Origin of the sequence: Candidatus Kuenenia sp., from assembly GCF_039794105.1 — a bacterium.
Taxonomy (GTDB): domain Bacteria; phylum Planctomycetota; class Brocadiia; order Brocadiales; family Brocadiaceae; genus Kuenenia.
Map to the genome: position 1 here is coordinate 126,307 of NZ_JBDIWA010000001.1, position 21,021 is coordinate 147,327.

A 21,021-nucleotide genomic window follows, 5' to 3' on the forward strand; every position below is an offset into this window, starting at 1 on the left:
TGAAAAATTATGAGTATTAGTAGTAAAGACATTGAATACGTTGCTTCATTATCAAAATTTGAGCTTAGTGACGAAGAAAAAAAAATATTCGCAAGTCAGTTGCGAGAGGTGCTGTTGTATATTGAAAAATTAAACATGCTTGATACCGAAAATATTGCGCCGTTAATTCATCCGTTCAATATTACCAATATATTTAGAGAAGATAAGTTGGAAGAATCAATCAGGCGGGAAAAAGCTCTCTCCTTGGCACCTGCTACTGAGGGTTTTTTTTTTAAAGTACCAAAAGTACTGGAATAAGTAATTTGTTATAAGAGAAGCGTCTTTGAAACTTTTAAGTTTTACCGCACTTCAAATAAAACGGAAAATATTATCTGGAGAAATTCGGGCAACGGACATAGTTAATATGTTGTTTGAACGGATTTTTAAGATCGATTCAAACATACAGTCATTTCTTACATTAGATGAAGAAAACGCATTTAAAAAGGCGAGGGAAATTGACAAGAAGGTCGCAAACCATGAGAGTGTAGGTTTGCTCGCGGGTATCCCCATTGCCGTTAAAGATAATATTTGTACAAAAGATTTAACTACTACGTGTGCCTCAAAGATTCTCAAAACTTTTATCCCACCGTACGATGCCTTTGTAGTTAAACGGTTAAAAGATGAAGATTCCATTATAATTGGCAAAACCAATTTGGATGAATTCGCAATGGGTTCTTCAACCGAAAACTCCAGCTATAAAATTACCCGCAATCCTTATAATCAAAATTTCGTGCCAGGCGGATCCAGCGGTGGTTCCTCAGCGGCAGTGTCTGCGGATCTTGCATTTATGGCATTGGGTTCTGAAACTGGTGGTTCAATAAGACAGCCTGCGGCTTTGTGTGGAGTAGTTGGATTAAAACCAACTTACGGAAGAGTATCTCGATTTGGTTTAGTTGCATTTAGTTCTTCTCTTGATCAAATTGGCCCTATCACGAAGGATGTAAGTGATGCGGCATTGCTTTTGAGGGTAATTGCAGGTAAAGATAAGAATGATACTACGTGTGCTGATATAAATGTCCCTGATTATCTTAATGGAATTGGTGGTGGTGTAAAAGGCATTAAAATTGGCATTCCGCTTGAATATTTTGCAGAGGGTTTGGATGCTGACGTTCGTACGGCAGTAGATAACTCTTTAAAAATTTACGAAAGACTTGGGGCTAAGCTAGTAGAGGTATCTTTGCCTCATACTGAATATGCTGTTGCCGTTTATTATATTGTGGCAAATGCGGAGGCAAGCTCTAACTTATCGCGATTTGACGGTGTAAGGTATGGCTTTCGTGCAAACAATATAAAAGGCATTGATGAAATGTATTGCCGGTCCCGTTCGGAAGGATTTGGCAATGAAGTGAAACGACGTGTCATGCTCGGCAATTATGCATTAAGTTCCGGTTATTATGAGGCTTATTATTTAAAAGCTTCAAAAGTGAGAAATTTAATAAAAAAAGATTTTGACACGGTCTTTGAAAAAGTTGATTGCATTGTTTGCCCCACCTCTCCTGTTCCTGCATTTAAGATCGCAGAACGTATTGACAATCCTTTAGAGATGTATCTTTCCGACATTTATACCATTCCCGCAAACTTGTCCGGCATTCCAAGCATTTCGATACCTTGTGGATTTTCTAGAGAAGGTTTGCCTATTGGTTTGCAGATACTCACCAATTACTTCGAAGAAGCTAAAATGTTACAAATTGCATATTCTTTTGAAAGAAATACTGACTTTCATTTGATAAAACCCAAATTGTAATTTTACTTTATTAAAGGCAAAAATATTCAAAATGGCTTACGAGGTTGTTATAGGACTAGAGACTCATGCTGAATTGTCTACAGTCACAAAATTATTTTGTGGTTGTAACACAAAATTTGGCGCTGAGCCTAATACACAAATATGTCCCATTTGTTTAGGAATGCCTGGTGTTTTGCCAGTAGTGAACAAAAAAGCCTTTGAGTATGCATTAAAGGCTGCTCTTGCGCTAAATTGTACTATTAACCGGTACACGAATTTTGACCGAAAGAGTTATTATTATCCGGACTTGCCCAAAAACTATCAGGTTTCACAAAATTATTATAATTTAGGAGTTGATGGATTTATCATTATTGAAGTGAACAATGCCATTCAGAAAATCAGGATACATAATGTTCATCTGGAAGAAGAAGCCGGTAAGCTTATACACCCTGAAGAAGCAGGTGCAGATTATAGCCTTATCGATTTTAACAGGGCGGGAGTCCCTTTGTTGGAAATTGTTTCATACCCGGACATGAGAAATATAGCTGAAGTAGAAAGCTATATGCAGACATTAAGAAAAATAATTTTTTATACAGGCATATCTGATTGTAAGATGCAGGAGGGATCACTTAGGTTTGAGGCAAGCATTTCATTGAGAAAAACCGGTAAAAAAAAACTGGGTAATAGGGTGGAAATTAAAAACCTAAACTCAATGAAATCTGTATTAAAGGCGATTGAATATGAAATATCAAGACAGAGCGAATTGCTGAATCGTGGTGAAATGATAGAGCGGGAAACGCGATTATGGGACGAAATACGCGGGAGAAGCGTAAGGATGCGTTCAAAAGAAGAAGCGCAGGATTACCGTTATTTTCCCGAGCCGGATTTATTACCGTTTGTGATTGATGAAAAATGGATGTGTTCGATAAAAGATACTATTCCAGAACTTCCTCTTGAAAGAAAACAGAGGTTTGTAGCGTCTTTTCAATTATCCGATTACGATGCTGATTTGTTGACTGAAGATAAAATGCTTTCGGATTTTTTCGAGGAATGTGTTAAAGTTGTAAATCTCCCTAAAGCATTATGTAATTGGATAATAAATGATTTGTTAAGGGAGGTAAAAGAGAAGCGGTTGGATATTGCTTCGCTGAAAATGAAACCGGAGCAATTAGCATCTCTCGTGGGAATGATTGATGATGGCACAATAAGCAATACAATTGCCAAAGAAGTGTTTTCTGAAATGATTGACACGGGAAAAGAACCAAAAACAATTATCGAAGAAAAAAAACTGTCGCAAATTAGTGATGAGTGGCAGATAATTGAAATAGTAGATAAGGTTATTGTTTCTCATCCAAATGCTATAGAAGACTATAAAAAGGGTAAAAAGAATGCCATTGCCTTTATCATTGGACAAGTTATGAAAGAATCAAAGGGAATGGCAAACCCGAAAATAGTAAATGAAATCTTGAAGAATAAATTGAAAGTTTTGGACTAAACGACGCTGTCATTAACCTCAAATTTTGCCCGTTTTTAAAAACAGTCATCATGTTACATCCATGGAACCATAAGAAACAATGAAGATCTACAATTATTCGAAGAAGTATTAATTGATTTTGAACTTTTGAGCCACTAAATTTGCAAAATAATAAATAGGCATAATTTTTATGTATGATTTGGCAAACCGATATAACACCTTAAAGACAAGAAGAATAAATCATAAAATAAGGGCTTGTTAATGAAAATAGGTGAATTTTTAGTCAAAAATAATTATATTTCACAGGAAACATTAAATGAAGCGCTCAGTTTACAAATGCATGATAAAAATCTGCGCATAGGTGAATTATTGGTAAAAATGGAGGCTATTACAAAAAAGGATTTACTTCAGTATATTAATGAATATATAAAAGTTGCTGCAGATATAGACATGGGAGAAGCAAAAGATTGGCTGAACCAGGATCAGGTAGATAATATGTTTTCGAAATATTTTAATTCTCATAAATAACTCTTCCTTATCTATCTGTTCGGCTCCTTTCAATGTCCTTTATATGTTTTTCCCCGCAACCGCTAAATATTTCCAGCACCTCTTTTCATTCCGCGTGTTGTTTGCTTATAGACGCATTGGTCCGAGATTTACTCCCATATTGACTCTGTTGATTAACTATCATTTTCGACAACATGCCTGATCAGTGTCCTTTGCAATATGATTTTAACGTTGTCGTGGGTTTCCATATCCCACCTTAGATTGTTGATGTAGAGACGCATTGCATGTGTCTCTCTGTTGTTTCAACTTTTTCACTACGTGCAGCAGTTTCCAGACGCATGCAATGCGTCTCTACAAAAATATTGAAATTCCTAAACGTTAAATTAGTGCAAGAACAATGATTGTAATATTTTTCGCTCTAAGCCAGGAAATTGTTTCTATAAAATCAAAAGTAAATATTTTGGGGAAAATACGTTTCGGACATATCATATTTTATCATGCCGAGCTGTACGGTTTTCCGGTAGCACTTATTCAGACTGGAATGGGGCAAAACGTTTCCTCTGTTCTCCAGCACTTATCTCAACAGTTCAGAATACAGTTAGTAATTTCTTCTGGTTTTGCAGGGGCATTGCGGCCGGAAATTGATGTGGGCGATTTGGTCATAGGGGAAAAAGTATTGTATGTAACAGATGAAACATTGGGAAAGGAAGCGCATAGCAGTCAGGCCCTTTCCTGTGAATCATCCATTTTGGATGTGGCGAGGGAATTGCCAGACAGCCACCGTTTTAAAGTACATTATGGAATAATTGCGACAACAAATAAAATAATCCACTTATCTTCAGACAAAAAATTACTTGGAAATACTACTTCTGCAATTGCCGTTGACATGGAATCTTTCCTGATTGTGGAACAAGCGCATATTTTAGGGATCCCATTTATTGTCGTGCGGGCAATTTCCGATAGGGTAGATGAAGATGTAGCTGTCTGCGAAAACCTTGTTAATGAAAAAGGGAATATAAATGTGCCTGCCGTATCATTGTACCTGCTTAAGAAACCGTACAGCATTCTTACCTTAAAAAATCTCCGTAAACAGGCAAAGTCCGCATCGCTCTCGTTATCTGAGTTCCTGCCGGATTTTATTACACAAATATATAACACTTTGTTAAAATGATGGCAATTGTTACCCCAGATGAAGCATTGTAGCGCCCCACCTCTCTTTCATTTTAGTTTGCAGAATGCGGAAATTCAAAATCCAAAATAGCATTGAGCAGGCAGAGGCGCAAGACCTCTACTCTCAATGAGCAAAAGGCTTGATTTACTGTTTCATATTTTCTTTATGAAAGAAGTGTATTCTTATTTTCCTTCTAAAAGAGGGGATAATGTGGGTTGCTATTATTCGTTTTTCTATTGGCGGTCTGAGTATAAATGAATATTTCCTTGTGGAGAATACTATGCATACGAAAATAGGGATTATCATGGGGAGCGAATCGGACTTCGAAACTATGAATGAGGCAGTAAAGGTGTTAAAGGACTTTGGCGTTGCTTTTAATGTAAACGTTATTTCAGCCCACCGCTCGCCTGATCTGGTACATGCATATGCGAGGGATGCCGAAAAAAAATATACGGCTATCATCGTCGGGGCAGGGGGAGCTGCACATTTGGCAGGGGTTGTTGCAAGCCTTACTCCTATTCCGGTTATTGGTGTGCCAATGGCTACGTCAGTATCGGGAGGCCTTGATTCGTTGCTTTCTACCGTACAAATGCCTTCCGGGGTGCCGGTGGCAACCATGGGCATCGGAAAAGCAGGAGCAAACAATGCGGCAATATTGGCTATTCAAATAGCCAGCATTGCAGACCAGGAATTAAGACAGAAAATCATGTTCCATAAAAAGCGGCTTCTTGATGAAGTTGCAAAAAAAGATGAAAATGTAAGGGCGAAATTAGGATTATTGTAACAAGAGTGACATGTTTTTTATAGCTGACATGCGGGGATCATTTTAATATTTGTTTACAAATGCAGGCATTATGACTCAAGCAATCCTGTGACCCGCATAAATAGATGGTATGTATTATTACATAAGGAGATGAAATGCCGTTACCAACCATAGAGTGGGAAGGGAATGTAGAAGGCCGTGTTCGATTGATCGACCAGACCCTGTTGCCTGCTGAACTAAAGTATATATATTGTGAAGACTTAAAGAGTATCTGGCACGCAATTAAAACGCTCACGGTACGAGGAGCGCCGGCAATTGGCATTGCAGCGGTTACCGGCGTGTTGTTGGGAATTAAAGATATTCGTACCGATGATACAGAGGCTTTTTTTAAAGAACTAAAAAATGTGACAAACTATCTTGGTTCCTCACGGCCTACGGCGGTAAATCTTTTCTGGGGGCTTTCCAGAATGGAACGCGTTGCATGGGAAAACCGCAATAAACCGGTTCATACAATCAAAGAGATCCTCTTGCAGGAAGCAATAAATGTTCAAAATGAAGACAAATCTATTTGCAGGCAAATAGGGGAAAACGGAGCGAAGTTTATTAAAGACGGTTACGGTGTTCTTACCCATTGCAATGCGGGAGGACTTGCCACGGCAGATTACGGCACTGCGCTGGCAGTTATGTTTAAGGCAAACGAAAACGGTAAAAAATTTAAGGTCTACGCCGACGAAACCCGCCCCCTTTTGCAAGGCGCACGACTGACGACATGGGAACTCATGCATGCCGGCATAGACGTTACTCTTATGTGCGACAACATGGCTGCTCATGTAATGAAATTAGGCAAGATTCAGTGTGTTATTGTAGGCGCAGACAGGATTGCGGCAAATGGCGACGCCGCAAATAAGATTGGCACATATGGCGTATCAATCCTGGCAAAAGAACATGGCATTCCTTTCTATGTCGCAGCTCCGGTATCTACATTTGACCTGAATACCACATCGGGCGATGAAATTCCCATTGAAGAACGGTCATCAGAGGAAGTTACCTGCGGGTTTGGCAAAAGAACGGCGCCGGAGGGAGTAAAGGTATTCAATCCCGCCTTTGATGTAACGCCGGCGAAAAACATTACCGCGATTATTACCGAGAAAGGCGTAATAGAAAAACCTTCCACGGAAAACGTGCAAAAAATTTTAGCCTTGTAGAGACAAGGCATTGCCTTGTCTCTACGCAAACGCAAACCGATATTGGTAAAAATCGATTTCAAAATCAGGGTTCAAAATCCATTTCATCAATTATCGGAAGGAATACTGCATGAAACTACAAAATTATCTCTTACAGACAATACCAATTCTTGTTATTTTGTTCGTTCTTCCAGGCTGCGGTGACGAAAGGGTATATATAAAATTTAAAACCTCAGAGCAATTTTTTATTGATGACTCGAAAACGGACGCGGATAAACTCAACCGGGAGCTTGAATATGACATAAGGCAGGCAGAAAAAAAACGGAAAGAAAAACAACAGAAAGAAGAAGCTGCTAAAGCCGAAGCCGCTAAGGCCGAAGCTGAAGCTGAAGCTGAAGCAGAAAGATTACCTGCCGAATAAAGCTGGTTAATGGATGCGGGGATGAAGGCTTTGCATCAATGCAAAATAATCTTCAACCAAAAAGAGTTTAACCACAAAGGGCACAAAGAATACAGAACGCAAAGGACACAAAGAAAAACTTATAAAAAAAGAAGTGTTTTGTAGGGTAATACTATAGAGCGCTATTTCCCAAATAAACTATGGGTTTATTTTGCAAACCTGAACCCGCCTGAATATATGGAGATGGAGGAAATTTGCTGCATGTGTATCTTGCGTCCCTAAAAGGCGTAATTAAGTTTCAATCATTTCCACGTTTGTCCGGGGAACAACCGCAGATGTACCGTCTGCAAATGCTACTTCAAGCACGCGTACGGTGGCTTCTGTTTCGATGAGTTGTGGGGAAAAGGGCAGTGCCTTGATGTTTCCGATCCTGCCAAAATAGGGCGCACGAATGACCCTCACCGGATCTCCGATTTCCATACCTCTGTCTGCCGTACCAGTATCTTTCTCTCCGGTTGTCTGAGTTGCAAGCGGTATTATAATTTCAGGACGCACCACCCCTGCACGTATCTGAGTCGCCCCGTTTATGGAAACCTTGGCGCCTGCGCGGGATTTGAGCAATTCGAACGTCCTTTGCGCCATTTGTATGCGCCCAAACCCTTCCGTAATGATAAGCGTTATGCCAATTTCTTCCGAGCCGGTAATCGCCACGCCTAAATCATATCCCAGTAGTTTCTTAAGGTCCTCATCATTAAAACCACCGACAATTATACCTTTAACGCCGATCTTTTTTGCCTTTTCAATAGTATCATATTCAACAAAAGCGCCGCCAACAATAACTTTGTCTTTGTATTCAGAATGGATTTTATCTGCGGTAATTATATCGTCAGGGCCGTCAACGGCGATTGCAAGTTCGCCAACCGTTTCCCCGCCAACACCAAAAATTCCCTGTATGAAGGCGCCAACCGTTTCTACCACCACCCCCTCTTTTTCCATTACTTCCGTAACGATACCATCAATGTGGGAATATACCTCAATCGGTCTTGGAGGTTCGCGCAGAAGAATTTGTCCCGTTACCGTAGAGATTGTTTCAATCGTACCGGTAATAGGCGATTGCAAAACAGACTTCATCATCTTAAGCCATGGCCTTGTCTCTGCAATGGGTTCATTTTTCTGAACGGAGTCCCCCTCTTTTTTCAACATGTAATCCTTAAGGTCTTTTGGTTGAATTCCCAGCCGGTTAACCGCATTCGTGACGTGCACTTTGCCGGGTAAATGGGTGACAGCGACAACGTCCTCAGCCTTCAACGTAGCGCCTTTTTTAACAAGAACGTCACCCAGCAAGGGCAAGGATCTTCGGCTTGCGATTTTTGTTTTTTCAGATATGCGTAAACCAGGTGTATATGCGTGTGTCATGTTTTATCACAAAATCCTGTTTTTAATGTAGAGACGCATTGCATGCGTCTGGAAAGGAAACTGCTGTACGTAAAGAAAATGTTGACATAACAGAGAGACGCATGCAATGAGTCTCTACAAAAATATTGAAATTCCTACGCTAACATAGTCAGAGCCAAACAAGTGCGAAAATAATCCCCAATCTCCAGTCCTCAATCCTCAGCCCTCAATCTGCAATTTGCCGATTGTATATTGCCGACTACAGAAGTGGCCATTAAATATTTTGCCAAAAAGTGCAAAGAAAGTAGTGATAAGGTACTAAGCATAATTTAACGTCCGGGTAAAACCTCTATTGCGGATACGCATCAAGGGCTTGCGTCCATTTCTTTAATTGCTCTACCCGCGAGGTTTTGTCTTTCGCCAAAACAACGGGCCTTCCGCGGGTATCGATCACAATGCCGACAATCCCGCCGTGAACATGTGCGGTGATAGCCTTTCCCTTTCCCTTGCCAACGTCATAATTCTTCGACGGGGATATCTCCATTTCCGCAGTTTCATTAATGTCCAGGGGTATCACTCGCAAATCTCCGAACGGCATCGATTCTTCCCTTGTTTTCCCCCCGGGCAGGGTTATTTTATATGACAGACATGCCTCCCCTGCCTTGCCGGTGCGGCTTTTTGCAAGAGAAACGCAGGTTCCTAGATGAATCAGGCAATCTTTCATAAATACCTCCGTCGCCGCCTTTTCATTTATTGAGGAAAGGACGCCGAGATGCGGCATCATGAAAATACTGTCCACGGCAATCCTCGTTATCCCTTCCGGCTGAAAAGCGTCTATCATCATAAGCATCGATTGCGCCCTTCGCGGCGCATGGGATAATACCCCTCCGCTGCCAACCAGAAGATCTAATTTTAGCAGGTCAACAATCGTTTCTGCCGAAACATCCTGTTGTAACGCTTCGGAAATATCCCTCTCCCTTTGCACACCTCTTAACCCGACTGCCAATGATTTATGCTGATCAAAGGAAAGCCTGAGCGCTTCGCGCGACAATGCCTGCTCTATTTTTAGTTCATCCAGCGTTTGCGGTATGGTCGTAGGGCGGATCATTTTATTCTTAATCCTGTTCCTTAAATCAGATTCCCCGATATCAAAAGGCATCCACCTCAAAATATTCTGAAGTCCCGCCTCTGCCAAAACATTTGACACGCTATAGCTCATTCCCAGATTTGCGCTAACCGTACGGTTGAAGACCTCTCCATAAACGGAAAAAACGTCCGTCGTTGCGCCACCAATATCAACCCCGACTACGTTAATATTGTCCCTCTTTGCTATCGTCTGCATAATGAGGCCGACTGCCGCCGGGGTAGGCATAATCGGAGCGCCTGTCCAGGTCATCAGTGTCTTGTAGCCCGGCGCCTGCGCCATGACATGTTCAAGAAAGAGTTTTTGAATCTCCTGGCGCGCAGGGAAAAGATTTTCCCGCTCCAGTGTCGGACGCAGGTTTTCCGTAATGTGCAACGAAGTTTTTTCCCCCAGTATTTCGATAATTTTTTGACGAACGTCCTTGTTGCCTGCGTACACAATGGGAAGTAGAAATGACATGCCTAGCCTTGGTTTTGGATTCGCTGCCGCGATATATTCTGCCAGTTCCACTACGTGGGTAACCGTCCCCCCGTCCGTACCTCCGGAAAGGAGTATCATATCGGGCCGCAGGTGTCTTATCCGGTCAATTTTTTCATGAGGGAGCCGTTTATCATTTGAGGCAATGACGTCCATGACGATTGCGCCTGCCCCCAATGCCGCTCTTTGGGCGCTTTCTGCTGTCATAGTCTTGACTGCCCCCGCAACCATCATTTGCAATCCCCCGCCTGCGCTGCTCGTGGAGACATAAATATCAACCCCCACATTGCCGCTGGCAGGAGTGATAATTTTTTCTCCGTCTAAAATCTTCCTGCCTGAAAGCTCCTCCACCTCCGCAAATGCGTTGAGTACTCCACGGGTAACGTCTTCAAAAGGGGCTTCCACGGTTGTTGGTGATTCTCCCCTGAATGTTTGCCGGTAGACGCCGTCTTTTTTCTCAATTAAAATGGCTTTTGTAGTGGTACTGCCGCAATCTGTGGCAATGATAACATTCAAATCAGTATATCTTTGTTCCATAATCTATGATCTATTTTAATGTGAGCTATTACAATTTTTCTTCGTTTTTCTTTTTATCTTCTTGCTGATGTGGCGCATTTTCTAATGCTTCAATTATCATCTTCATACCCTTTCTTCTTTCAAGAATGCCTTGGAGCATATCATATTCTTTGGGGAAAAAGAAAAAGGTTAAAAATGGCCTTAAGAATACCATTGCCTGACTTCCAATATAATTAAGCGGCTGCATACACTCCAGAAACATTGTTGCCGGTATGGTAAGCCTTCTTTTGTGAATTATTGCCGCTAATCGGGCAGCGAGGGCCTGTTCGTCTTCTTTAAATACCTCGTCTTCCTGCGCAGCGCCAACACTAAAGGCATGTTTCAGCCCACGTTTGAAAGTTTCTTTATCAAAATCTTTGAATAATGGTAACATTATAAACACTTTCAAAATTTTTATGGTGGTATGGCGTTATACAATAAACAGGCTTGCAGTCCACAGTCCACAGTCCACAATCTGCAATCTGCAATCTGCAATTTGCCGACTGCCGACTGTAGATTGCCGATTGCCGACTCGGATAAGGTACCAAACTGTTACCATCCATGCAATATCCTGTGAGAAGCTTATCAGAACAAGCGTATTTTTGTCAAAACGAAAATAACCGTTTTGCCCTGAAAATGCCTTTTTATTTTACTTGATAATCCAATGTATGTCTGCCTATAATGAGAAAAAAATTTCACTGAAGTAATTGTAGTAAATATTTATTTTACGAGGGAAAAGGGAGAACATCTTCATGCCATACAGGGCGTGGTTTCAATGTATTGCGGGCTGCGATGAAAAATACGAGCTAAACGAAATTATTTATCATTGCAAAAAATGCGGCAACCTTCTTGAAGTAGTGCATGACCTGGATGAATTGCGCAAGCACGATGCAAAACAATGGAAGGATTTGCTGGATACGCGCTATCTTCGCACCCAATGGCCATATGGCAGTTCTGTATGGGGAAAGAAGGAATTTGTATGTCCGCAGGTAGAAAATGAAAATGTAGTCTCCTTGTATGAAGGCGGCAGTAATCTTTTCTGGGCTGAAAGGCTGGGAAAAGAACTCGGCATTGAAAATATCTGGATCAAGCAATGCGGAAATTCCCACACGGGATCTTTTAAAGATCTGGGAATGACCGTACTGGTTTCCATGGTAAAGCAGATGATTTCAGAAGGGAAAAAAATTCCCGCGGTAGCCTGCGCCTCCACCGGGGATACATCTGCCGCCCTTGCCGCATACTGTGCAGCGGCCGGGATTCCTTCAATTGTATTTCTCCCAAAGGACAAGGTATCCAACGCACAGCTTATCCAGCCCATTGCAAATGGCGCCCTTACGTTATCCATCGATACGGATTTTGACGGCTGCATGAAACTGGTCAGGGAGGTATGTCTTAAAAACAATATCTATCTTGCCAATTCCATGAATTCTCTGCGCATTGAAGGACAGAAAACTATCAGCGTCGAAATTGTACAGCAGTTTGATTGGGAAGTCCCCGATGTAATCATCGTCCCCGGAGGGAATCTAGGCAACACCTCCGCCATAGGAAAGGGTTTTCTGATTATGGAAGCAATGGGTATCACAAACAAAAGGCCGCGTATTGTATGCGCTCAGGCAGCCAAGGCAAACCCTTTGTATCTTAGTTATTTGACAGGTTTTAAGGAATTTAAACCAATAAAAGCGCAAAAAACACTCGCCAGCGCCATTCAGATAGGGGATCCCGTCAGTTACCAAAAGGCGATCAATATATTGAAAAAGTTTGATGGGATTGTTGAACAGGCAACGGAAGACGAATTGGCAAATGCGTCGGCACAAGCGGACAAAACGGGACTGTTTAGCTGTCCCCATACAGGCGTTGCGCTTGCCGTCCTGAAAAAATTACTGGAAAAGAAACAGATTAAAGCGCATGAAAAAGTAGTGGTTATTTCAACCGCACACGGGTTGAAGTTTACCGAGTTTAAGATAAATTATCACGAAAATAAACTGAAAGAAGTTACCTCACGGTTTGCAAATCTACCGGTATCAGTCCCGCCATCATACGAAGCAGTTAAAACCGCAATTTTAGAAAAATTTGAGGGTTTTTCTTTATAAATGAATTTTACCCTTTCCCGTCACATTACCATCGTACCGTTAATGAACCACAAAACATATCAAAAGAGTTTTTAGAAGCAAACACCATTTAACCCATACATGAAGATACGTTATGGATTGGATTATAATAGCAATAATGCTTTTGTTTAATGGTTTGTTTTCATGCGTAGAAATGGCATTTGCATCCACCAACGTGCCGCTCATGCGAAGTATGGCGTCCAGGGGGAGTAGCGCAGCAAAGATTTTCCTGCACTTAAAAAGCAAGCCGGAAAGGACATTTGCCGTTATTCAGATAGGCATCACCCTGGTTGGCGTACTCTCTGCTGCAGTGGGTGGTGCGGAAGTCGAAGAAACGATACTTCCGTTTCTTCAAAAATTGCTTAATGTTTCGGATACAACCGCAAAAATTCTTGGCATTGCCCTCTTTGTTATTCCATTTACCTTTTTTTCCGTTGTTATTGGCGAATTGGTGCCAAAGGCAATTGCAATCCGTTACCCTGAAGAGGTGTCTTTAGTATCGGGACGTTTCCTGAGAATAATGATAAAGGTTGCCATGCCTGTTATTCATGCCCTCGAAAAATCGACGATAAAACTCTTATCGCTGTTTGGTATTCGCACAATGGTTTCCAATAAAACAGGAACTCCCGAACTCTCCCTGGAATCATTGCCTCCGTTTCACAAAGACTATATTTTAAACCTATTTGCCTTGAGATTTAAAAAGGCTTCTGAAATAATGCTTCCCATTTCCAAAGCAGTAACCATACCCGCATCAATGAATAAAGAAGAAATACTGAAGGTGGTAATTGCCTGCGGCCATACAAGGATTCCTGTTATTTCGGAAGAAGGAGAGTTAAAGGTTTTTGGCATTTTACACACGAAAGAGTTCATTGCAATGATGGATACAAAAACCCCTTTTTCATTATCAAGCCTGATCCGTGAGCCTTATTTTGTAGATGTAAATGACCACATTTTGAAGATATTAAAAAATCTTCAGACATATCACCTCCAAATGGCAATCGTTTGCAAAAATTTAAAACCCGTTGGAATCGTAACCATGGAGGATATTCTGGAAGAAATTTTGGGCGAAATTTATGATGAAGACGATGATGGGATAGTAAAAAGAATATGGAGCCAGCGTGTCGGCATGCGAAGGCACAAATAGCGTAACAATTTAGTATCTTATTAGTAATTTCATTGCATTTTTGGCAAAATATTTCATGGTGAAACCCGAAATGCTAAATACGAATCCTCCCCCTTACCCCCTCCAAAGGGGGAGAATGTCCCCCGCTGGCAGGGGTGCAGGGGGTGGATTTTGGAATTTGTTTCGGATTTCGTGCTTCGTATTTTTTATCAGGTTGTTCCTCCGGAGCTTATCGGTAATACGTTTTTCAAAAGACTAAGGCGTTACCAAATAATACTAATGTATTCATATCCTTTGAAAGGTTACAAATGATGGAAGTAATATTCCTGGGCACTGGAACATCGCACGGCGTACCGATGATTGCATGCAACTGCAAGGTGTGTACCTCCGATAATCCAAAGAACAAAAGGATGCGCACGTCAGTTCTTGTTTGTGAAAATGGCTGTGATATCCTTATTGACGCCACGCCGGAAATGAGGCTTCAATGTATTAAAAACAACGTTACCAGGCTGGATGCCGTCCTTATAACCCATATCCATGCAGACCATATTTTCGGGCTGGACGATCTCCGGCGGTTTAATATTGTACAGCGTAAAGACATCCCTATTTATGGCACACCGGCTACCCTTGAAGGCATAAAAAGAATTTTTGCCTACGCGTTTGATATTCGGGCAGAAAATGATGGCTATGTGCCCCGCTTTTCTCTTCATGCCATTGATGGCAATGTAAAGATCGGCGGTTTTTCCATTGTGCCGATTGACGCTATTCATGGGAATGGCCCCGTTACGGGCTATCGATTCGAAAGATTCGCCTATATAACAGATGTGAGTGAAATACCCGAGCACTCATTGGCAAAATTAATGAATCTCGACGTCCTTGTCCTGGGCGCACTCCGCTACACGCCTCATGCAAAGCATTTCAATATAGACCAGGCGCTGGATATTGTTTCTAAGGTCATGCCCAAAAAGACCTATTTTACCCACATATGCCATGATATAGAGCATGAGTCAACAAATAGCAGGCTTCCTGAAAACGTGGAACTCGCTTACGATGGATTGCGTATAAAATTGTAATCACAATTCAAGAGCTACCAGTAATAATGCCTCCCTGTTTCCCCCTTCTGAACTTCAGACGCTCATTTCCACTCGATAAGATGCGATAGTATGCCCCTTCAAATTCTATGCATCATTGTCGTGTCATGGCAAATAAAGTAGCAAAATGCCTTTTATTGTCAATAAATTAATCATTAATCAAGGGGGCCTATTTATGCTTGGAATTAAGGTAGTGCGAATTTTATATGTCAATATTTATGACAATTATTCATTGACTAATGCTATACTATTTGTCAAGTTAGAGAGAACTTGTGAATAATATTGTTGGAAGGAAAGGAGGCAAGATGAGATTTATTACAAAGAAGATATGGGTTGTATTTCTGTTGTGTCTGCCGATCGGCGCTTTCGCGGCGGAACTCAATACGATCATGATGGAGGCCACTTGCAAGATACAAGGACCAGGTTCAATGGGAACCGGGTTCATTATTGGGAAACCGGACACCAATAACACGGGCAAGGTGTTTTATACACTAGTCACTGCGGATCATGTCTTGAGTAAGATGCAGGGCGAAACGGCGGTCTTGGTTCTGCGACAGTATAGCGACACCAATGAATGGCGTCGCATTGAATTGCCAATTCGTATTCGCAACGGTGTGACCAATCTTTGGACGAAACATCCTGATGTAGATGTTGCTGGCATTTTCGTCCGCCTGCCGACTAACTCCGTGCGCACGTTACTCACTACTGCCGAGTTGATAAGCGATAAGCAGTTGATCGAGTACGACATTTATCCAGGCATGGAACTCATGTGCCTTGGTTACCCTTTCGGAGTAGAAGCGAATTCCTTGGGTTTCCCGATCTTGCGCAGTGGACGAATTGCCTCATACCCACTCACGCCCACAAAGACAACCAAGACATTCTTGTTTGATTTCACCGTGTTTCGGGGCAACAGCGGCGGTCCGGTCTATTTCATAGAGAAGAATCCTACTTACGGTGGCTGTGTGCACCTTGGAAATACCATTTATGGGATTGCCGGCCTCGTGGTGGAGGAGAGTAATATAACGGAAACAATTCAGGAGTTGTACGAGAAGAAGGAAAAGACAACGCCACTCCAACTTGGTACTGTGATTCATGCATCCTTCATCAAGGAACTTGTCGATTCAATGGGTTACCCAAAACAGGATCTCCCAACCAAACCCTGAACTGTACCGTTGACCCGTCACTGGTCAACGGTACAGTTCAGGGCGCACGTTAGACGTCAGAAAGGAAATGGGTTTTTAGGCAGGCTGCATGGAGGAAATAATTGACCATTACAGAAAAAATCCTTTTAAATGTGAAGGTACTGCCAGAATCTAAGCAAAATGGAAGTTCTTGATTTCGTAGAATACTTACGTTTAAAACCAGAAAAAGAAGAAATTATGAACTGGACAGATTTTTCCCTTTCATAAGCAATTCGTGGAATGGAAAATGAACAATCACATTATTCGCTGAATGGTCTTAAGGAAACTTTTTCATGATTTCTAAAGGTCAAATTGTTCTTTTCAGGTTTCCTTAGACTGATCAAAAAGACAGGAATGGTATTTTGCTGATTGTAGTACATACTTTCCATCAGTTGATGCCGACTATTGCAGAATTAGAATTATTTCTGCCCGCAAGGCCACCAGAAAAGAATCAAAACAGTATCAGGAGGAAAATAAATTAAAAAAGAGTATGATTTTCCCAAAGGTGAGAGAGGTAAGTTTTATCGTCCGGATGCAGAACTGTATCTACCTATTTATATTGAGCCTGACATGATGGAAGTGCTGAGAAAATTCTCAAAGAAAAAAAGGCGTAGAGGTTACAACGATAGTAAATGAATGGATAAAAAAAGACATTTCAATCACTTGATCATTTTACCATTTAACCATGTTGTATTCCGCATACATTTCAAACCGGCTGAAATGTTACTATGATTGCAACACACATACCCAACCGGAGCCGGGATTTGCATTATTCGTTATACTTTTAAACGTTTAGGAGGAATTCGCATGAAACCGATACCACTAAAAGAAGGGATTTATTGGGTTGGGGAAATTGACTGGGATTTAAGGAATTTCCATGGTTATTCGACCAACCGGGGGTCCACATACAATACCTATTTGGTAATAGATGAAAAAATAACTTTAATTGACGGCGTCAGGCCTTATCTCTTCGACAAAATGATGCAGCGCCTTTCCTCTCTTATCGATCCCGCAAGCATTCAGTATGTTATTGCAAACCACGTTGAAATGGACCATTCCGGCAGTTTGCCGCTTATTATGGATATTGCGAAAAATGCCACTATTGTAACCTCCCCTAACGGACAGAAAGGGCTGCTGGCGCATTATAAGAGGAACGACTGGAATATGAAGGTGGTGCAAACGGATGAAGAGGTCAATATTGGAAAAAGGACCTTCAAATTTTTTCTGACCCCAATGATTCATTGGCCGGATAACATGGTAAGTTATCTGGTTGAGGATAAAATCCTTTTTTCGAATGACGCCTTTGGACAACATATCGCTTCTCCCGAAAGATTTGATGATGAGCTTTACCTTGGAACCGTTATTGAAGAGGCGAAAAAATACTATGCGAATATCGTCCTGCCTTATTCCATGCAGGTGAAAAAAACCATTGAAAAACTTTCTTCGATCCCGATTGACATGATTGCCTCCAGCCATGGAATTGTATGGCGTTCACATATAAACAATATTATGGATGAGTACAATAAATGGGCGACCAACCAGACAAGGAATAAATGCCTTATCATTTATGATACTATGTGGAAATCCACCGAAAAAATTGCACATGCCTTACAAAATGCCTTCAACCACAGCGGTATTGGCACAAAGATGATTAATCTCCGGTATAATCACCTGTCAGATGTTGTTATGGACGTATTAGACGCAAGATTTATTTGTGTGGGGTCTCCCACATTAAACAGTAATTTGCTTCCTACCGTGTCGGCATTTCTCACTTATTTAAAAGGGCTTTCGCCGAAAGACAGGATTGGCCTGGCATTTGGTTCTTACGGATGGGGCGGGCAGTCGGTTCGCCACGTGGAAGACGCACTTAAGGAGTGTGGTTTTGATTTGCTGGAAAGCATAAAAATCCAATACATTCCCGACGAAACGCAGCTTCAGGAAATCTATGAAAAAATAAAACAGGAAATTGCAAAGAGGGGATAAATCAGGCCGGGTTTTAAAAGACAAATGCCACAACGATTTTTTACTCTTCCCTGCATGGTAAACCCTGACAGGGTTCCGAACCCTGTCAGGGTTATGCATCGAATTTCACTATTAAATATTTTGCCAGAAAATGCAAAATAAATTACTGATAAGGTACTAATACATGAAAATCTATTCATTACAGGACTTTCTTAAATACTTAGAAAAAAACGGCGAACTGATACGGATCAAAAAAGAGGTAGATGCAAAATTTGAAGCTGCCGAAATCTCTATTCGCGCCCTGCAGCAAGGGCTGCCCGCCTTACTCTTTGAAAACATAAAAGGTTCCCGGTTTCCCCTTGCAATGAACGTACTTGCAAGCGATAAACGGATAGAACTGGCATTGGGAAAACATCCCGATCAACTGGGCGAAGAACTCATCACATTCATGGAAGACGCAATGCCGCCTAAACCGAAAGTGTTTTTCAGGCATCCGGGGATTACAAAACGTCTTATCGGCGCCCTTCCCAAAACAACGTTTTGGCCAACATCGCAGGAGGTAATTCAGGGAACGGACCTTAATGGACTTCCCGTAATCACCTGTTGGCCGGAGGATGGCGGCCCGTTTATCACGCTGCCCCAGGTTTTCACCTACGACCCCCGCAACGGGAAACGGAATGTCGGCATGTATCGCATGCAGGTTTTCGATGGGAAAACAACGGGAATGCACTGGCAGATACAAAAAGGCGGTGGCTTTCATTATTTCCAATCCCAAAAAGCAGGGAAACCATTTGAAGTCGCCGTAGCATTGGGAACAGACCCTACCCTCCTGCTGGCAACGGTTGCAGCCCTGCCGGAGGGAATTGACGAGGTAATGTTCAGCGGTTTTTTACGCGGCAGAAGAACACGGATGGCAAAGGGAAAGACTATTTCAATACCTGTTCCCGCTGATGCAGAGTTTATTCTGGAAGGTACTGTCCATCTCACGGAATTGAGGATGGAAGGTCCCTTTGGCGACCATTTCGGGCATTATTCAAACGCCTCTGAATTTCCTGTTTTTCATATTAGCGCTATTACACACCGCAAAAACCCTGTTTATCCCGCAACCGTTGTCGGCAGGCCGCCAATGGAAGATAAATATCTGGGAAACGCAACGCAGCAAGTGCTTGGCCCCCTCATTCGCCTCATCCATCCTGAAATCAAAAACCTCTGGGCGTATTACGAAGCGGGATTTCATAATCTGCTGGTAGTGTCCGTTGAAGAACGCTACAGGAAAGAGGCAATGAAAACAGCGCTTTCCATCATGGGCGAGGGACAACTCTCTCTGACGAAATGTGTTGTAACTGTGTCCGAAGAAGTTAACCCTCGTGATTTCCATGCAGTCCTCAGGGCAATCCACGAACATTTTGACCCTGCGTATGATTTTATCATGATTCCAAAGGTTCCGCTGGATACCCTTGATTTCACCAGTTATAAAATGAACCTTGGCAGCAAAATGATTATCGATGCGACAAGGGATGACAATACAAAAAAACAGGAAGGCCGAAAAACAACCGGAAATTTCGAAACGCTGCTAAAAGATATTGACAACAGGATAATCCGTTGGAATCTACTGGGGGATGCGCTTCTCGTAGTTTCCGTAAAGGAGAACGGAAGAGACGTGGTGCGTAATCTTACAAAATCGGCTGAAATTACTGGACCTGATATTATCGCTGCGGTAAGCACTGACGTCGATATCTGCAATCTTGAACAAACGATCTGGGGTATATTTACCCGATTCGACGCCGAAAGGGATATTGTATTCACGGAAGAAAAACTGATGGGCATAAGCCCCGTTTTCAGGGGGAAAATGGGCATTGACGCCACATGGAAGACAGGCTACCCCTCACCGCTTGTTATGCCGGATGAGGTTATCGACCGGGTAAATAAAAATTGGGATGCTTACTGGAAATAATCGATTACGTCTCTATATTCCCGGATTTTTTCCCCGAAGCCTTAAACAACAACCCCTTTTTGTGAAGTTGTTTGAATTTCAAAACCATAAGCAATGTTTTCAATAGTACTTTATAATTCAGTTTCGTTTTACCGCGGACTCTGTCTTCAAATGCTATAGGTATTTCCCTTATGGAAAACCCTTTTACATGAGCTTTGTAGAATACTTCAGATACAATGGAAGGGCCTGTCGAAATCATGGAATCCAACTGAATATCCTCCAAGACCTTTCTCCTGAAACATCGATATCCGGAAGAAACATCGTTTATTTTTAGTCCCAGTAAAATCCTGACATAGACTCCAGCGAGGAATGTCACCAGCCTGCGAACAATCCCTCTGTTTACATCCTTGCCCCCGCGTACAAACCTTGACCCGATTACCATATCAGCATTCTGTATGGCATTAAGCATATCAGGAATATATCTCGGATGGTGTGAAAAATCAGCGTCCATTTCCACGACACACTCCGCCCCGTGATCCAGTGCATATTGAAAGCCGGCAACGCCCGCGGAACCTCTCCCCCTATCTGTAGTTCTCAGGAGCAATTCAACCTCCGGATGTATCGTTGCATATTTTTCCACTTTGCCGGAGGTGCCGTCAGGAGAGTTATCGTCAACCACTACAACATGCAAATCAGGAATCTTCAGATGCAATATTTCCTGAATTAATTTCCCGATGTTTTCTCTTTCATTATAAGTTGGTATCATTACGTATGTTTTCATGGTCGTATTA

The 21,021-nt window shown here is 42.0% G+C and carries 18 protein-coding genes; 14 read left to right on the forward strand and 4 right to left on the reverse strand.

Annotated elements, in window-relative coordinates; translation table 11 throughout:
* Window positions 1–9: 9 nt before the first annotated feature.
* The 8 genes from gatC (at window position 10) to ABJL82_RS00500 (ending at window position 7,282) form a co-directional block, all read left to right on the forward strand.
* The gene (gatC, locus tag ABJL82_RS00465) at window positions 10–297 is read left to right on the forward strand and encodes an Asp-tRNA(Asn)/Glu-tRNA(Gln) amidotransferase subunit GatC (RefSeq protein ID WP_347272716.1); all 288 of its coding nucleotides are present in this window, start codon (window positions 10–12) and stop codon (window positions 295–297) included.
* Window positions 298–322: 25 nt separating this feature from the next.
* Entirely contained in the window at window positions 323–1,783 is a 1,461-nt protein-coding gene (gatA, locus tag ABJL82_RS00470) for an Asp-tRNA(Asn)/Glu-tRNA(Gln) amidotransferase subunit GatA (protein ID WP_347272717.1), read from the forward strand.
* A gap of 31 nt (window positions 1,784–1,814) precedes the next feature.
* Window positions 1,815–3,257: an Asp-tRNA(Asn)/Glu-tRNA(Gln) amidotransferase subunit GatB gene (gatB, locus tag ABJL82_RS00475; RefSeq protein ID WP_347272718.1), complete on the forward strand. Its 1,443-nt coding sequence runs from the start codon at window positions 1,815–1,817 to the stop codon at window positions 3,255–3,257.
* A 240-nt stretch (window positions 3,258–3,497) separates the two neighbouring features.
* A complete protein-coding gene (locus tag ABJL82_RS00480; protein ID WP_347272719.1) occupies window positions 3,498–3,764 on the forward strand; it encodes a hypothetical protein in 267 nt (88 codons plus the stop codon).
* 376 nt (window positions 3,765–4,140) lie between these two features.
* Window positions 4,141–4,914: a hypothetical protein gene (locus ABJL82_RS00485; protein ID WP_347272720.1), complete on the forward strand. Its 774-nt coding sequence runs from the start codon at window positions 4,141–4,143 to the stop codon at window positions 4,912–4,914.
* A 280-nt stretch (window positions 4,915–5,194) separates the two neighbouring features.
* Window positions 5,195–5,698, forward strand: coding sequence for a 5-(carboxyamino)imidazole ribonucleotide mutase (gene purE, locus ABJL82_RS00490; RefSeq protein WP_347272926.1), 504 nt, complete (start codon window positions 5,195–5,197; stop codon window positions 5,696–5,698).
* A 134-nt stretch (window positions 5,699–5,832) separates the two neighbouring features.
* The gene (gene mtnA, locus ABJL82_RS00495; protein WP_347272721.1) at window positions 5,833–6,882 is read left to right on the forward strand and encodes an S-methyl-5-thioribose-1-phosphate isomerase; all 1,050 of its coding nucleotides are present in this window, start codon (window positions 5,833–5,835) and stop codon (window positions 6,880–6,882) included.
* A gap of 109 nt (window positions 6,883–6,991) precedes the next feature.
* Window positions 6,992–7,282, forward strand: coding sequence for a hypothetical protein (locus tag ABJL82_RS00500; RefSeq protein ID WP_347272722.1), 291 nt, complete (start codon window positions 6,992–6,994; stop codon window positions 7,280–7,282).
* 270 nt (window positions 7,283–7,552) lie between these two features.
* On the opposite strand, the gene ABJL82_RS00505 is transcribed toward ABJL82_RS00500, so the two are convergent.
* The 3 genes from ABJL82_RS00505 to ABJL82_RS00515 form a co-directional block, all read right to left on the reverse strand.
* Complete coding sequence (locus ABJL82_RS00505) at window positions 7,553–8,677, reverse strand: hypothetical protein (RefSeq protein WP_347272723.1); 1,125 nt, start codon at window positions 8,675–8,677, stop codon at window positions 7,553–7,555.
* Window positions 8,678–9,005: 328 nt separating this feature from the next.
* Entirely contained in the window at window positions 9,006–10,814 is a 1,809-nt protein-coding gene (locus ABJL82_RS00510) for a glutamate mutase L (protein WP_347272724.1), read from the reverse strand.
* Window positions 10,815–10,842: 28 nt separating this feature from the next.
* Window positions 10,843–11,226: a hypothetical protein gene (locus tag ABJL82_RS00515; RefSeq protein WP_347272725.1), complete on the reverse strand. Its 384-nt coding sequence runs from the start codon at window positions 11,224–11,226 to the stop codon at window positions 10,843–10,845.
* A gap of 358 nt (window positions 11,227–11,584) precedes the next feature.
* Here ABJL82_RS00515 and thrC point away from each other — a divergent pair, with 358 nt between their 5' ends.
* The 6 genes from thrC (at window position 11,585) to ABJL82_RS00545 (ending at window position 20,251) form a co-directional block, all read left to right on the forward strand.
* On the forward strand, window positions 11,585–12,922 hold the full coding sequence (gene thrC, locus ABJL82_RS00520) for a threonine synthase (protein ID WP_347272726.1): 1,338 nt from the start codon (window positions 11,585–11,587) through the stop codon (window positions 12,920–12,922).
* Between the two features lie 112 nt (window positions 12,923–13,034).
* The gene (locus ABJL82_RS00525; RefSeq protein WP_347272727.1) at window positions 13,035–14,084 is read left to right on the forward strand and encodes a hemolysin family protein; all 1,050 of its coding nucleotides are present in this window, start codon (window positions 13,035–13,037) and stop codon (window positions 14,082–14,084) included.
* Window positions 14,085–14,371: 287 nt separating this feature from the next.
* Window positions 14,372–15,136 carry an MBL fold metallo-hydrolase gene (locus tag ABJL82_RS00530; protein WP_347272728.1) on the forward strand — a complete coding sequence of 255 codons (765 nt, stop codon included), beginning with the start codon at window positions 14,372–14,374 and terminating at the stop codon, window positions 15,134–15,136.
* Window positions 15,137–15,459: 323 nt separating this feature from the next.
* Window positions 15,460–16,317 carry a serine protease gene (locus tag ABJL82_RS00535; protein ID WP_347272729.1) on the forward strand — a complete coding sequence of 286 codons (858 nt, stop codon included), beginning with the start codon at window positions 15,460–15,462 and terminating at the stop codon, window positions 16,315–16,317.
* A gap of 825 nt (window positions 16,318–17,142) precedes the next feature.
* On the forward strand, window positions 17,143–18,318 hold the full coding sequence (locus tag ABJL82_RS00540; protein ID WP_347272730.1) for an FprA family A-type flavoprotein: 1,176 nt from the start codon (window positions 17,143–17,145) through the stop codon (window positions 18,316–18,318).
* A 163-nt stretch (window positions 18,319–18,481) separates the two neighbouring features.
* Window positions 18,482–20,251, forward strand: coding sequence for a menaquinone biosynthesis decarboxylase (locus ABJL82_RS00545; RefSeq protein ID WP_347272731.1), 1,770 nt, complete (start codon window positions 18,482–18,484; stop codon window positions 20,249–20,251).
* Window positions 20,252–20,255: 4 nt separating this feature from the next.
* Here the strand turns inward: ABJL82_RS00545 and ABJL82_RS00550 are convergent, their stop codons facing one another.
* Window positions 20,256–20,996: a polyprenol monophosphomannose synthase gene (locus ABJL82_RS00550; protein ID WP_347272732.1), complete on the reverse strand. Its 741-nt coding sequence runs from the start codon at window positions 20,994–20,996 to the stop codon at window positions 20,256–20,258.
* Window positions 20,997–21,021: the final 25 nt, after the last annotated feature.